Consider the following 14,436-nt stretch of genomic DNA (forward strand, 5'->3'; position numbering starts at 1 on the left):
GCGTGGACGTACCCATCGCCGCCTGCACGGGTGTTTCGCCGACCTAGCCTAGGCCCCTTGGCCGCTGGCCGACCAACCCCGGTCGGGGGGGCGCGGCCGTTACCTTCAACAACCCCGCAAATCCCCCCCGCAGTGAGGGGGCGGGGTCACCGACAGCTCCTCCTATGATCGATTCAGCGCCACCTGCAAAGGCGGTAGAACGATTAGCCGAGGAGAGAACCTTCAATGATTCCGCGTAGCCTGTTCGATCATGAGCACGAGGAGTTTCGCAACAGCGTGCGGCGCTTCCTCGCGCAGGAATGTGCCCCCTGCCAGGAGCAGTGGGAAGCCGATCATCGCGTACCCCGTGAGATCTGGGCCCGTGCCGGCGAGCTGGGCATGCTCAACGCGACCACACCGGCGGCCTATGGCGGGCTGGAGCTGGATCGGCGTTTCTCGATGGTTGCCACTGAAGAGATCTACCGCGCCGGCCTTGCGTCCGGCCTGATCGGCTTCGGTGTGCATGACATCGTTGCCGGCTACCTAGTGAATTTCGGCAGCGAAGCGCAAAGGCACCAGTGGCTGCCGAGGATGGCGGCAGGCCAGGCCATCGGTGCGGTGGCGATGACCGAACCGGATACCGGTTCCGACCTGCAGGCGGTCAAGACCCGTGCGGTACTGGATGGCGATGAATATGTCATCAACGGTGCCAAGACCTTTATTTCCAACGGCAGCAACTGCGACATCGTCGTGGTGGTGGCCAAGACCGGCAACACCGGCAAGGGCGCCCAGGACACTTCGCTGATTCTGGTCGAGGCCGATCGCGCCGGTTTCAGCCGCTCGCAACCGTTGCGCAAGGTGGGCCTGCATGCGCAGGACACCACCATGCTGTTCTTCGAGGACGTGCGCGTACCCAAGGAGAACCTGCTCGGTGGCGTGCCCGGTCAGGGCTTCTTCCAGTTGATGAAGGAGCTGGCCTGGGAGCGCTTGTCCATCGCCATCAGCAGTGTTGCCGGCGCCCTGGCGGTACTGGAAAGCACCCTGGAGTACACCAAGGGCCGCAACGTGTTTGGCAAACCCATTTTTGCCTTCCAGAACACCCGCTTCAAATTGGCCGACCTGAAGATGCAACTGGCGGTATCGCAGAACTACGTCGACCGCTGCATGGAGCAGTGCCTGGCCGGCACCCTCAGCCCTGAAGCGGCCGCAGCGGCCAAATTGTGGTGCTCGGACCTCTACACCAAGGTAGTGGACGAGTGCGTGCAACTGCACGGCGGCAACGGCTACATGCTCGAGTACCCGGTAGCCCGTCATTACCTCGATCACCGCGTGCTGCGCATCGCCGGTGGCGCCAACGACATCATGAAAGATCTGGTCGGACGCACACTCTGAGCCGGGCCGCTGAGGACTACCCAATGCAATACCTGATCCCCCGTACACTGTTCAGCACCGAGCACGACGAGTTCCGCCGCGCCTGTCGCCGCTTTATGGAAGAAGAAGTCGCGCCTTTCCACGCCCAGTGGGAGAAGGACAAGTGCGTCCCCCGTGAGGTGTGGCGCAAGGCCGGCGAGCTGGGCATGTTGCTGCCGTCGATGCCCGAAGAATATGGCGGCCCGGGTGCCGACCGCCTGTTCGATATGGTCTTCGCCGAAGAATTCATGCGTGTCGGCGCCACCGGCCTGATCGGCTTCGGCGTGCATGGCCTGGTGGCGTTCTACATCCTCAACTATGGCACCGAGGCGCAAAAGCAGGCCTGGTTGCCGAAGATGATTGCCGGTGAGGCGGTGGGCGCAATCGCCATGACCGAGCCGAACACTGGCTCGGACCTGCAGGCCGTGCGTACTCGCGCAGTGCTGGAGGGCGACCAGCTCGTCCTCAACGGTTCCAAGACCTTTATCTCCAACGGTGCCTCCTGCGACCTGGCCGTGGTGGTGTGCAAGACCGGCAACAGCGGCAGCGCCAAGGACATCTCGCTGGTCATCGTCGAGAAGGAGCGGGCCGGTTTCAGCCGTTCCCAGCCGCTGGAAAAGATCGGCCTGCACGCCCAGGACACCAGCATGCTGTTCTTCGACGACTGCCGCGTGCCCGCCGAAAACGTGCTCGGTGGCGAGCAAGGGCAGGGCTTCTACCAGCTGATGCACGACCTGGCGTGGGAACGAATCATCGGCGCCGTGGGCTTCCAGGCCCAGGCCGAAGCCGCGCTGGAACATACCCTCGACTACACCCGCACGCGCATCGTGTTCGGCAAGCCGGTGCTCGACTTTCAGAATTCGCGTTTCACCCTGGCGCAACTGAAGACCGAAATCCAGATCGGCCGTTCCTGGGTCGACAGCTGCATGGAGCTTTTACTGCGCGGTGAGCTGAGCGCAGAGACCGCAGCGGTGGCCAAGTACTGGACCGCCGAGCTCAGCAGCCGGGTGGTCGATGCCTGCCTGCAACTGCATGGCGGCAACGGCTACATGACCGAATACCCGATCGCCAGGCTGTACCTGGACACCCGCGGTAACCGCATCTGGGGCGGCACCAACGAAATCATGAAGGAAATCATCGCTCGCACCTTGTGAGCGCGATAACAATAGGAGTGCACACGTGTCTGAAGAAATCCGTTTTGACGGCAAAGTCGCAATCGTCACCGGCGCCGGCAACGGCCTGGGCCGCGCCCACGCCTTGCTGCTGGGTTCGCGCGGCGCCAAGGTTGTAGTCAATGACCTGGGGGTCAGCACCGATGGCCGCGGCAGCTCAAGCGCGGCAGCCGACGCCGTGGTCGCTGAAATCCGTGCCATGGGTGGCGAAGCGGTCGCCGACCATCATTCGGTGACCGAGGGCGAGAAGATCGTCGCCACCGCGCTGGAGGCATTCGGCACCGTCGATATCCTCATCAACAACGCCGGCATCCTGCGTGACACCTCGTTCCACAAGATGACCGAAGAGCAGTGGGACCTGATCCAGGACGTCCACGTCAAAGGCGCGTTCCGCCTGACTCACGCGGTATGGCCGATCATGCGCGACAAGGGCTACGGTCGCATCGTCATGACCGCCTCCGGTGCCGGTATCTTCGGCAACTTTGGCCAGTGCAACTACTCCACCGCCAAGTCCGGGCTGATCGGTTTTGCCAACTCGCTGGCCATCGAAGGCGCGAGCAAGAACATCCGCGTCAACACCATTGCGCCGATTGCTGCCTCACGCATGGTGATCGCCAGCGGTCTGTTCCCGGAGGAGCTGCACGACAAGCTGAAAGTGGAAGACGTTGCGCCATTGGTTGGCTGGCTGTGCAGTGAGCAGTGCCAGGACACTGGCGGGCTGTTCGAAGTTGGCGGTGGTTTCCATGCCAAGTATCGCTGGGAACGTTCCCAGGGCCGGTTCCTGCACAGCAACACCCTGAGCCCGGAGCTGGTGCGCGACAACTGGGAACGCATCACCCGTTTCGATGAGCACAGCGTTTATCACGCCAACGGCGGCGAAAGCTTCAAAGAGTTTTTTGCCCGCATGGAGTCCCCGGCCAAAGGCGGCAACGCCTTCGTCGATATGGAAGTGGCGGCCAATGCGGTGTCCTACCTGGAAACCGAGTACGACCAGAACGATGCTGCGCTGTACGCGCTCGCCGTTGGTGCCGCCAAGGACCCGCTGGACCGTACCGAGCTGCTCTACGTCAACGAGTTCGCCGGCGACGATTTCCGCGTGCTGCCGACCATGGCCGTGCTGCCTGCCACCGAAGTGTTCCTGCGTGCGGCCAAGTCCGGCGAGCCACAGCTCGAAGGCCTGAACCTGCCGTTCGCCAAGGGCCTGCATGGCGAGCAGTACACCGTGATGTACCGTCCGCTGCCGCCCAAGGCCAAGCTCAAGCACACCATGCGCTTGAAAGCCGCCATCGACAAAGGCAAGAGCTCGGTCAGCATCCTCGCCATCGAGACCACCGACGAGCACGGCACGCCGCTGTTCTACAACGAGGTCACAGGCTTCTACCCGGGGGTTCCGGGGGCCGGGCTGGAGCGCGTCGCCAGTGAAGAGATCAACGTCGCGCCGGACCGCGCACCCGACGCCGTCCTGGCCGATGCCACCGAGGTCAACCAGGCGCTGCTGTATCGCCTGTGCGGAGACTGGAACCCGATGCACGTCGATCCGGACTATGCCGCCAAGGCTGGTTACGAGAAGCCGTTCCTGCATGGTCTGTGCACCTTCGGCTACCTCGGCCGTCATGTGATCAAGGCGTTCTGCGACAACGATTCGCGCCTGTTCAAGAGCGTGCGCGCGCGTTTCGCCTCGATCGTGATGCCCGGTGACACCCTGGAAACGCGCATGTGGCGTGAGTCTGCTACGCGCATCATCGTTGAGATGCGTGCAGTGGAGCGAGACGTCCTGGTGCTGAAAAATGGTGCGGTCGAACTGTTCGAGTCCGTGCCGGCCTGACTCATGGCCACCTGCCGCTAGCCTGGACCGGTAGCGGCAGCTTTGTATTTCAGGAGAGCACGATGCAACGTTGCGTCAATGTGATTGGCGTAGGTATGTCCCCCTTCAGCTCGGCGGCATTGAGCCCGGACATAGTGGCCTTGGTTGGCCATACGGCGCGTCAGGCGCTGGTCGATGCCGGGGTGCCCGCCAGCAGCCTTACCTCGGTTTATGCCGCTGCGGATGGGCCCGACGCTGCTGCATTGCAGCCTGGTCTTGAGCAGGTTGGAGTGGGGCAGGTGCCATTGCGCCGCGTTGGGCAGGGAAGCGACTTGTTCTCTGAAGCTTGCCAGGCCATCGCGCAGGGGCAGGCTGAAAGCATTCTGGTGTTGGGCGTCCAAAGTGCCCCCACCGTTTTTGCCGACATGAGCGGCATGCTCGAGCGCCTGGGCAGTACGGCGCGCGAGTACATGGCGCGCTATCAGGCACGGCGGGAAACCTTTGCGATGATCGCCGTCAAAGCCCGTCAGCATGCGGCGCTCAATCCCCTGGCGGCGTTCCGGCAGCCACTGAGCCTGGATCAGGTACTGGGCGCGAGCATGCTTGCCGACCCGCTCACTCAGCCACAGTTCGCCTGGCCCGTTGCGGGCGCGGCGGCGCTGCTGCTGTGTTCCAGCGAGTTCGCCAGCCGCTACTGCAACGGCCCGGTGATCCGCACCCTGGCCCAGGCCTGCGTTGCACCCGTGCAGGTGGCCGGTGCCACGCTGGGATCGACGTTTGCCGAAGTTGGCTACGACATCAACGTGGCTGCCGCCCGCGAGCTGTATGAACAAGCGGGTAGGGGGCCACAGGAAGTGGAAGTGTGCGAACTGCATGATTGCAGCACCCTTAACGAGTTACTGCTGTACGAAGCGCTGGGCTTCTGCCTGGAGGGCAGCGCCGAGAAACTGGTCGAGGAAGGTGACAATACCTATGGCGGCAACCTGGTCGTCAATCCCAGTGGTGGCCTGTTGTCGCTCGGTCAGGCGCAATCGCTCAGTGCTCTGGCACAATGCATCGAATTGACCCACCAGTTGCGTGGCAGCGCTGGCCGGCGTCAGGTCGCCAACGCCCGCATTGCCCTGCAGCACCACGTCGGCGTTACGGGTACGGTGATCACCACACTTTATCAGCGCAGTTGAAGCATTGCGCCAACGCGCACCAGGACCGGCTCGAAACAGAACAATTTCAATAGGTGGAACACCACCCTTCAGACGCAGGATCTGCCATGTACAACAACAATAATCAGACTACGCTGTTGCATCGTTTCCTCCACTGGGAGAGCAGTACCCCCGATACGATCTACCTGACCCAACCCCTGGCGGATGGCAGTGTGCAGGAGTACAGCTGGCGCGAAGTCGGCGACCAGGCGCGGCGCATGGCCGCGCACTTGCGTTCGCTCGATTTGCCGGCCAAGTCCTCGATCGGCCTGTTCGCGAAAAACACCGCCCACTGGATCATCGCCGACCTGGCGGTCTGGATGGCCGGGCACGTCAGTGTGCCGCTGTACACCACCGCCAATGCCGACACCGTGCGCTATGTGCTGGAACACGCCGAGGTGCGCCTGCTGTTCGTTGGCCGCCTGGAAGGCGAGGCGGCCGGCTGGCAGGCGGTTTGCGCCTCGATCCCGGAGAGCTTGCCGTTGATTGACCTGCCGATGTCCAGTTGTGGCAAAGGCACGTCTTGGCAACACATCATCGCCACGACCGGGCCATTGCAATCGGTGCACCTGCCGGGCCCCGAAGAACTGGCCACGATCATCTACACCTCCGGCAGCACCGGCGACCCCAAGGGCGTGATGCACAGCTTCGCTGCCATGTATGCCGCGCCGGCAGTGACCGGCTGCATGTACGCCAACGGTCAGGGCACCAGCAGCAGTGACCGTCTGCTGTCGTACCTGCCGCTGGCGCATACCGCCGAGCGCGCGGTGGTGGAAGCGGTATCGTTGTTCAGTGGTTGCCAGGTGTTCTTCAGCCTGGGCCTGGAAACCTTCAGTGAAGACCTGCGCCGGGCACGGCCGACGATCTTTTTGTCGATGCCGCGCTTGTGGACCAAGTTCTACCAGGGCATCAACGAACGCATCGACCCGGCCACTCAGGCTTCCGTGTTCGCCAACCCGGTGGAAGGTAAGCTGATGAAGGCGCAGATCCTCTCGGCGCTGGGGCTTGACCAGGTGCATACCGGGCTCTCCGGTTCGGCGCCATTGCCGGTCAAAGTCATGGAGTGGTACCGCCAGCTGGGGCTTGAATTGCTGGAGGGTTATGGCATGTCGGAGAACTTCGGCACCTCGCATTTCAGCCTGCCGGGGCAGGTGCGTGTTGGTTATGTCGGCGCGGTGATTCCGGGTGTCGAGTGCCGTATCGGGGCGGACAACGAAATCCTGGTGAAGAGCCCGGCGCAGATGCTCGGCTACTACAAACTGCCTGAACTGACGACCCAGAGCTACACCGAGGACGGCCTGTTCCGCACCGGTGACCGGGGCGAGCTGGACGAGCAGGGGCGCCTGCGCATCACCGGGCGGGTCAAGGAACTGTTCAAGACCGCCAAGGGTAAATACGTTGCACCGGTGCCTATCGAGGCCAAGCTGGGTAACCATCCGCGGGTTGAGGCGTCATGCGTTACCGGTGTAGGGTTGGCGCAGCCATTGGCGCTGCTAAACGTGTCCGCCGAGACCCGTGCAGCCCTGGCCAGCGCCGAAGGGCGTGACAAGGTTGCCACCGAGCTTGAGGTGTTCCTGGCAGAGGTCAACGCCCAGTTCGAGGCACACGAGCAACTGGCGTGTCTGGTGGTGGTCAATGAGCCCTGGTCTATTGCCAATGCTTTGCTGACGCCGACCTTGAAGATTCGCCGTAGCCAGATTGAAGAGCGTTATCACAACCAGATCGAAGGGTGGGGCGGTAGTCGTTGCAAGGTGGTGTTTGAGTAAGCTGTCGGTGGGAGCAGCTGTCTTAACTAGGTACTTCGGTGCCCCTTGCTATTAGCGATCCGTCACTGACTGCCGCCAAGCAGGGAAGGATGACGGATTGCGCAAGGTTGTCGGACCGGTCTGAAGGAGTCCGGCACTTGTGAAGAAGTCCATGTGCAGCCCGCTATAAAACATCATCGCAGGCACAAAAAAGCGCCTGCTATGGTGATATTGATGATAATCAGTAGAAATCATAGTAAATAGTCCATGTACCAGTGGTGGTATTCTTCCAGAACATCAGGCTTCCGCCGTCCACCACATTCAAGTTTATTTTTGAGTCTGACGATATCTGGAACACGAACTCAAAATTATCACCCGGGTCAACGCCAGATTGGCAGAATGAGGGGTATCCGCCGATCTTGTGTTCGTATGTGTGAGTCACCAGGTCGTAGTAACTCTGTATCTCACCTGTCCGCTCAAGCCTGAGTATTTCAGCCTCGATGCCCGCCGGTACGCCGCCTCCATCCCATAAAGGAAAGTCTTCTGCCACCAGTTCAGCCTTCAAGGGAAAGGGTTTGATGTGCGAGCCTGATACCGACAGCTCCTTTCGGACAAGCACATCGTCAGCCCCATATTCTCTGATAAGCCAGTTGTTACCCATTGGTTCGAACTGCTCTGGAAAGGGATCAGCAACAAACAGTGTAAGGATACGAACCCCTTTTAGAGCCGGGCTGGTGAATGGCAGGCTTGGTAGGTGAAACTGTGCATACGGAAGCAGCTCATCTCCGGCCTTGTTTCTTGGTAGAACTTCATCAGGCCGGAAAAGGAATACTTTTCCAAGCCAGCTTTCCTCAATCTCATTAGGCACTGTCTGAAAGTCGGAGAAACCGAACTCCAGTGCCGCGGGCGCTGAGATTTTGTAAGGTTCTCAGCCATCTATGGAAAGGAATCCTGTGATGGCTAAGCGATACGAACTTTCGGATGAAGCATGGGATGTGGTTGCGGATCTCTTCACCCCAACCCACACCAGAGGCAGACCGCGATCAAGTGATCGCCTGATGCTAGATGGCGTGCTTTGGTTGTTGCGCTCAGGTGCTGCTTGGCGGGACATGCCCGAGTGTTTTGGGCCTTGGCGGACGGTTTATCACCGCTTCCGAGTTTGGCGAAACCGGGGAACATTTGATCAGATGCTCAAGCGATTGCATCTTAAGCTCAATGATCAAGGGCTAATTGACCTGCAGACCTGGATGATCGATTCAACTGCTGTTCGTGCTACCCGCGCCTCATCAGGTGCAGGCAAAAAAGGGGGGGCGATGAACCCGCCGATCACGCTCTAGGCCGCAGTCGCGGTGGCCTTACCACCAAGATTCATATGCTCTGCGACGCCAACGGCGTGCCATTGCGCTTTCTCCTTTCTGGCGGTCAAGCCAGCGATATCAGCTACGCACAGCCATTGCTGGACGATGTCTGCATCCCGACGAGCAAACGCGGCCGTCCTCGCAAGCGCTGCCGCTGGCTTTTGGCCGACAAGGGCTACGACGCTGATGCACTACGGCGCTTCTGTGACCGATATCGCATGCAACCGGTCATTCCTTTGCGTGCGATGAAGCGCAAACCCAAGCCTGGATTGCCCCGCCTGTTTGATCGTCCAAAGTACCGCCAACGTAATGTGATCGAGCGCATGTTCGGTTGGCTGAAAGAGAACCGCCGAATCGTGACACGCTTTGACAAGCTCGCAAAAAGTTATGGCGCGATGGTCTCGCTGGCTTGTGTCATGCGGTGTATGCGACACCTTTTTTCAGACAGAGCCTAGTTGTGGGTTATTCCGGTCGTTAACCGCTATCTGGCCAAGATCTCCCTTCCCATTACTTTCTCCCTCACCCTTTGCTGCTTCATCAGTCATAGCCGCCTCCCTAAGATGCAGTTATTGCCCTGGCACAAAAAATGAACTCTCATCAGTCGAATAACTGGCCATCATTAGGCTAGCAGAGGCGCTGGGAAGTTCGCCAACTTCAAGCCTTCACCAACTGCCTGGATAATGCACTGAGTTATGTAGAGGAAGTCGATGGCGCCGCAGCGGCGAGTTCCTCGATCAGATGTTCGATAAGCTCCGTCAAGAACAGCACCCCTGGCGCCTAGGTCAGTCGATACCACGAAAGTGCCTGTAGAGCACCACCGGCCGCCTCATTACACCCCACCGCTCCACATGCCTCTTTTTGCCGCCACAGTTGATATCTGGGTCGGAGTAGGCGTCCAACTGGGCTTGAATCCGATCAACTGCCCCAGCTGCCTTCCCTAGGGCACACTTCGCCGTGGCGGGGCTTGAGTTGCGAATCCGGCTGTTGACCATGGCATCCTCGACCGATCCACCGGCCGACATCACTGCCTTGTAGGACGGTACCCAAACCCGATTGATCCAGCGCTCGATGATGAGCCGTTGGATTTCACGCGTGCGCAAGGCAGCGCGCATCCAGTGGCGGAAAATGCGCCAGTCCTCCAGGGTTGTGTTGCCCTTCCTGAAATCCCTGCAATACGAGTCGCCCCCACCGTATTTCGAATGCCCGAACGGAGCCCCATCCAGGTCCAGGGTGATCTCCGCTCTCGGCTCAACACACACGCCGCCATTGGCTCGAATCCTGTCGAAGTTGATACCACGCAACTCGAAGAATCGATCCGCCTCCGGCGCCAGGTTGGGGTGATTCTCTTTGAGATAGTCAATCAGGTCTACCAGGCTACTACTGTCGGTATGGTCAAGACCAATTCCGCCCACGGCATAGCTCATCAGATGCTTGCCGTCGTTGCCCTTGCGCGGTCCTTTCCACTCCTTACCCTCTGGATCCGCGGGCAGCCCAGCGACCGGCGTCACGCCCCACGCGGCCGTAGAAGTGGCGAGCGTCAGCGCCGCGAGGCCAGCGGTTGATTCAATGATCGCCGGGTCGAACGCTTGTACCCAGCGCTGCACGAGGGCCGCCGGTATCTGCTCCTTGTAAAAAGTCTCATGGTCCTCGGCAGTGTCCTTCCAGTTCCCCGCGTCAAGGATCGCTTGAAAGTCCTCTTCTGACAGGCTCAGAGTCATGACAATGCCTCCAGGTGGTTTAGTGAACATTTAGCCTAATAGTGGGAAACGAACGCTTCCGCCTTCAGTTTCCAGTACCGCCTGGCTCCTGACGGACGCCGGTGTGGTTCTGGAGCTGGAATGTCTGCTACGCGGGTTTGAACAGATCGTCCATGATGTTATTCACCAGAGCATCATGAATCTTCTTTAGCCTTTCTCGTTCGGCGCTTCCCTCCGGCAGTCGTTTTAAGGAGTCGGCCAGAGCCATCGCCTTTTTGCGAAAGCGCATGTCTGACATAAGTTTGATGCCTTCCACGATGGTATCAATCGGGGTACGAACGTCTTCGCCCAAATTGAGGAACTGCTTGAGTACCGAAGCGCTTGCGGCTGTCGAGGCAAAGTCAGCGAGATCAGGGCGCTGCCTTCCATCAAGGCTGATCACCAGATAGGGCTCATCGCCATCGTAGACCTTCTTCGTTTTACGGTTAACCATCCCGCGTTGACTATCGTATTCGTAGTCAAGCCGGAGCGTCTCTGAATGGGTCACCAGCCGAAAATCAGCATCGACTACAAGCTCGCCCGGCGAGTCGAAAGGGAGCGATTCAGTGATTTCAAATTCGGGCTTTCCATCAAAGATTCCGTTTCCGAGGCTGCCTCCTAGCTTGATGATCTCACCTGCGGCCAGCAAATACCCTGCATAAGGTAGGAGCAGCGGAATACCAGCGAGCGATTGGAATGCCCCTCCGACCTTGTCCACAAACTCCTGCGGGAAGTCGTCTACCGCCAACTCGAACGACACCGTTAGGCTTTCAGTGGTGACTGCCGGGAAGTATGCGACTATCGTCGTTCCATCGACGAAGGCTGGCGGCGTTTTGATTGACGTATACGCAGCGTGATCGCGCTGAACAAAATTGAGCGCACGGGTTGTGGCGTTGAAGACCGAGTAATCCTTTACGCCTGAAACAACAGCGACATCTTTCGATCCACCGAAAGCCCTCCGTTTCGGAAATTTCCCCGTATACACATGGCGAATCTGGATGGTAAGTGGCTTGCCGATCCCTATTGGCTCAAATGGGGTCTTTGCCCCATAAAGAGCACCCACCGCCAACGGCTGCTCAGGCATCTCGGCTAGCCGCGCAGCCAACTGCCGGAATTCGGTTTCTGGTACGTTTACGTCCCCGACTATCCTGAAAATACCCATCACACACCCTTTGGTTGTTAATGCGCCACTGCTGGCGCTAAAGGAAACCCATTGTCGCCCAGATCCAGATGTCGCACCCGATAGCCGCCCAGGAAGCTAGCCTTCAAGAAGGCTCTCCAGGGTCGGAACCGATCGTGTCACCGTCTGGCTCTCGCCCGTGATCGTGCAGTGAGGGTCACGGATGCAGGTCCAGATTTTCAACGGTCGCTCCTGGAGTTCATTAGTGGATGGGTCGCGGTACAAGCTGAGGCTCTGCAGGTGCTTGGCCAAGGTCCAAAAGTGCTCGGGGGCCACGGTGTTCTGGGAGGCACTGGGCGCGAGGTCGATGTTGGCGGCGCCGTACGCCATTTGCACGTATGCCGCCGAATACATCGACTGGCCCAGGGACAACGGATTGCGCACTTCCCCCTTGTCGGTCAGGTAGTGAAACCACTGGCCTGCCAGCGCCGCCAGGCCGATTTGCTGGCGGGCCTTCTGCGGCCAGAGTGCAGCCTTGCGGATAGCTGCCCGCTCCTTATCAGTCAGTGCTAGCGAGATCACCGCGAAGTTCGGGACGCTGGTGATCCTTTGCCAGTCGAACTTCGCCGGCGCGTACTCGGCGAGGCGGCGCGGCATCACGCCATCGCGATAGAGGGCATCGCTCAGGGACACGCTGGGGCGCAACGTGCATTCGAGCAACCAGGGGCTCTCGGGGCCCCGCAGCCGCTTGAACTCATCTGTCAGACCACCGTTGAGCAAGAACGTGTGACTCCAGTACGACGGTCCGCGGTCGAGCCGGAGGATTTCCTGACTGCGCCGCAGACCGTAGCCGAACAGCCCATAGGACCCGATCAAGCCGATTGCCATTTCACCGTCAGGAGCATGATAGGGAACACCATCTCCCTTGGGGCCCTTGAGCTTCTTCAACCTCTTGGCCACTTCAGCCAGGAACGCTGCGTTGTCCTTGTCATGAAACTGCTTGGTCAGATCCGTGGGGGTGGCAGACGGTTCGACATCGAAGAACTCCGTGTCATAGAACAGGCGACAGCTCATCGTAGGCTCCTAGCTCAGATCTATAGGGACATTCCACAACTCTTTCGCACCCAACCTGGACTCAGCATCGGCTATGTAGCCTGGTGCCATGTCGCTGGGAATATGATTTCCATTGCCATTGATCTCCCACCAGCGCACCGTGCACCGAAGCAGTCGCTGGTCGTGGGTGGTGAATCCGAGGCTTGCGTAGGTGTGCGTCTCGAAGCTGTCAGCCGTGCGTTTCGCGCTGATACACCCCCCCGGCCAGGTCACCTTGCTCTCCAACCCTCGCCATTTGACGGAAGTGAGACTTATGCGCGAGAGGGCCGACGAAACCACCTCGTAGTGCCTCATTTTCTTGTCCCGCACGACCTCCTGCACACGACTCCAATGGATATCGCCGGTGAGCAGCAGCACCTGATGCTTACAGCCCAGAAGCGCGTTCCACAGCGCGGCAAATTGGTCCTCATAGTCCGCCAGGTTGCTCTCGGAGCCGCGGCCCCGGTCGAGCAGGGACTGGGAGGTGACCAGCACTGTGGGGCCATTGCGTTCAGCCAGGCGCTGGGTGACATCCTTGAGCCAATGCGGATCCGTAAACTGATACGCGTTGGCCTTGATGTCCAAGGCGCTACGTCGGGTGCGCGTGTCCAGCACCAGCATGCAAAAGAGCTTGCGGAAGTTTGCCGGGGCATGCGCACCGGGGAACTCGAAGTAGTAGAGGTGGTCCTTGACCAAGGTTCCTAGGGCCAGCAGCTCATCGGGGTCGGTGTTGAGAACACCTTGGTAGATGAGGAATGCCTGTTCCATCTTCCGGTCAATGCCTGCAGGAGGCTCTTGGAAGAAGGCGCTCAGAATTCCTGCACGTTCCTGGCTGGGATAGTTGTTCCAGAACTCATGGTCGTCTGGTAAACACAGATTGCCGCCCGAGGCCATCCAAGACAGAAAATGGTCGTCGTTCCACTGCTGCTCATATGCCTTACAGGGATCCTTGAGCGGATGTGGATGCAAGCCGCCTTTCGAAAGGTCGAGGTAGATCTGATCGCCACAGAGCATCTTGACGTGCGGCAATCCAACAGGCTTGGGTAAGGGCGCCGAGGAAAGTCGACTGTTCCCGTGATAGAAACAGCTGGCGAGCACCATGTTCACCCCGTCCGCGGTACTGGGCAGGGTGCGCGAGTATGCGGTATTGCTGACTTCATTCTTATAGTGGACTCGCAGCTGGTGAGGCGCTCCAGAAGCGCCATCGGCATGCGTAGTCACCACCAGGAAGGTGCGCGCGGCGAGCTTCCCAACTTCGCCGGTGGTCATGTTCAACGCTGCGCTCACACTCAATAGCAGTGGGATGCCCGGCAGCATCACGCCGTCTAGCTCCAAGCTGTACTGCCCAGGTGCTGAGTCAGGCCCCTGGAACCACCACAGCAAGGCACCAAAGCCCGGGCGACCGGGCACGGCAATCACTGAACGTAGCATTGCGCCTCCTGACGACGAGGATGGGGCCTGCGAGTACAACCGGGTTCTCGTTTGCACAATCGTCCGCGCTCCGACTACAGCGGCGGCGGTAGATGGACCTCAGAGAAGGGCTCTGGTACTACGTAGTTATAGTCCTCCAGTGGCTCGATCAGCCCGCCGTAGTCCTGCGGCGGAACGGTTCGAGCATTCCGACCTCCTTGTGAGTCACAGGGACGCCGCCGCCAGGTACTCTTCACTTTGGAAGCGCTGACGCATGGCATAACGCTAGTAGTGTTCGGGTGCCCTGTCCAATCGTCGTTCGGTATAATCGTGGAACGCTTCCCAATTGGCCCCAAGCTCCATCTCGTTGCCGCCGAAGGCTGCAATCCCTGTAAGCACTTGGTGGTCTTC

The 14,436-nt window shown here is 59.8% G+C and carries 11 protein-coding genes; 6 read left to right on the forward strand and 5 right to left on the reverse strand.

The window, feature by feature from the left end:
- Nucleotides 1–225 precede the first annotated feature (225 nt).
- From ACVI9W_RS23535 to ACVI9W_RS23555, 5 genes are all read left to right on the forward strand, one after another.
- On the forward strand, nt 226–1,371 hold the full coding sequence (locus ACVI9W_RS23535; protein ID WP_461531408.1) for an acyl-CoA dehydrogenase family protein: 1,146 nt from the start codon (nt 226–228) through the stop codon (nt 1,369–1,371).
- 32 nt (nt 1,372–1,403) lie between these two features.
- Entirely contained in the window at nt 1,404–2,543 is a 1,140-nt protein-coding gene (locus ACVI9W_RS23540; protein ID WP_461531863.1) for an acyl-CoA dehydrogenase family protein, read from the forward strand.
- A gap of 25 nt (nt 2,544–2,568) precedes the next feature.
- Nucleotides 2,569–4,386 (forward strand): SDR family oxidoreductase, encoded by a 1,818-nt coding sequence (locus ACVI9W_RS23545; protein ID WP_461531409.1) that lies wholly within the window; start codon nt 2,569–2,571, stop codon nt 4,384–4,386.
- A 62-nt stretch (nt 4,387–4,448) separates the two neighbouring features.
- Nucleotides 4,449–5,546: a thiolase C-terminal domain-containing protein gene (locus ACVI9W_RS23550; RefSeq protein WP_461531410.1), complete on the forward strand. Its 1,098-nt coding sequence runs from the start codon at nt 4,449–4,451 to the stop codon at nt 5,544–5,546.
- Between the two features lie 86 nt (nt 5,547–5,632).
- Nucleotides 5,633–7,330 (forward strand): AMP-binding protein, encoded by a 1,698-nt coding sequence (locus ACVI9W_RS23555; RefSeq protein WP_461531411.1) that lies wholly within the window; start codon nt 5,633–5,635, stop codon nt 7,328–7,330.
- A gap of 220 nt (nt 7,331–7,550) precedes the next feature.
- On the opposite strand, the gene ACVI9W_RS23560 is transcribed toward ACVI9W_RS23555, so the two are convergent.
- On the reverse strand, nt 7,551–8,177 hold the full coding sequence (locus ACVI9W_RS23560) for a DUF1963 domain-containing protein (RefSeq protein ID WP_461531412.1): 627 nt from the start codon (nt 8,175–8,177) through the stop codon (nt 7,551–7,553).
- 88 nt (nt 8,178–8,265) lie between these two features.
- Here ACVI9W_RS23560 and ACVI9W_RS23565 point away from each other — a divergent pair.
- A protein-coding gene (locus tag ACVI9W_RS23565; protein WP_461531413.1) for an IS5 family transposase occupies nt 8,266–9,122 on the forward strand; the annotation gives its coding sequence in 2 pieces (ribosomal slippage) (nt 8,266–8,620 and nt 8,620–9,122; 858 coding nt in all).
- 327 nt (nt 9,123–9,449) lie between these two features.
- Here ACVI9W_RS23565 and ACVI9W_RS23570 read toward each other — a convergent pair.
- From ACVI9W_RS23570 to ACVI9W_RS23585, 4 genes are all read right to left on the reverse strand, one after another.
- Nucleotides 9,450–10,385 (reverse strand): hypothetical protein, encoded by a 936-nt coding sequence (locus ACVI9W_RS23570; RefSeq protein WP_461531414.1) that lies wholly within the window; start codon nt 10,383–10,385, stop codon nt 9,450–9,452.
- Between the two features lie 127 nt (nt 10,386–10,512).
- The gene (locus tag ACVI9W_RS23575) at nt 10,513–11,565 is read right to left on the reverse strand and encodes a hypothetical protein (RefSeq protein ID WP_461531415.1); all 1,053 of its coding nucleotides are present in this window, start codon (nt 11,563–11,565) and stop codon (nt 10,513–10,515) included.
- 96 nt (nt 11,566–11,661) lie between these two features.
- Nucleotides 11,662–12,597, reverse strand: a complete 936-nt coding sequence (locus ACVI9W_RS23580; protein WP_461531416.1) for a hypothetical protein — start codon at nt 12,595–12,597, stop codon at nt 11,662–11,664.
- Between the two features lie 9 nt (nt 12,598–12,606).
- Complete coding sequence (locus ACVI9W_RS23585) at nt 12,607–14,046, reverse strand: metallophosphoesterase family protein (protein ID WP_461531417.1); 1,440 nt, start codon at nt 14,044–14,046, stop codon at nt 12,607–12,609.
- Between the last annotated feature and the right edge of the window lie 390 nt (nt 14,047–14,436).

The organism is Pseudomonas sp. 210_17 TE3656 (genome assembly GCF_054821965.1).

Coding starts and splice junctions, on each gene's coding strand:
- ACVI9W_RS23550 (WP_461531410.1), top strand. CDS start 4,449: ATGCAACGTTGCGTCAATGTGATTGGCGTAGGTATGTCCCCCTTCAGC.
- ACVI9W_RS23580 (WP_461531416.1), bottom strand. CDS start 12,597: ATGAGCTGTCGCCTGTTCTATGACACGGAGTTCTTCGATGTCGAACCG.
- ACVI9W_RS23585 (WP_461531417.1), bottom strand. CDS start 14,046: ATGCTACGTTCAGTGATTGCCGTGCCCGGTCGCCCGGGCTTTGGTGCC.
- ACVI9W_RS23555 (WP_461531411.1), top strand. CDS start 5,633: ATGTACAACAACAATAATCAGACTACGCTGTTGCATCGTTTCCTCCAC.
- ACVI9W_RS23570 (WP_461531414.1), bottom strand. CDS start 10,385: ATGACTCTGAGCCTGTCAGAAGAGGACTTTCAAGCGATCCTTGACGCG.
- ACVI9W_RS23535 (WP_461531408.1), top strand. CDS start 226: ATGATTCCGCGTAGCCTGTTCGATCATGAGCACGAGGAGTTTCGCAAC.
- ACVI9W_RS23575 (WP_461531415.1), bottom strand. CDS start 11,565: ATGGGTATTTTCAGGATAGTCGGGGACGTAAACGTACCAGAAACCGAA.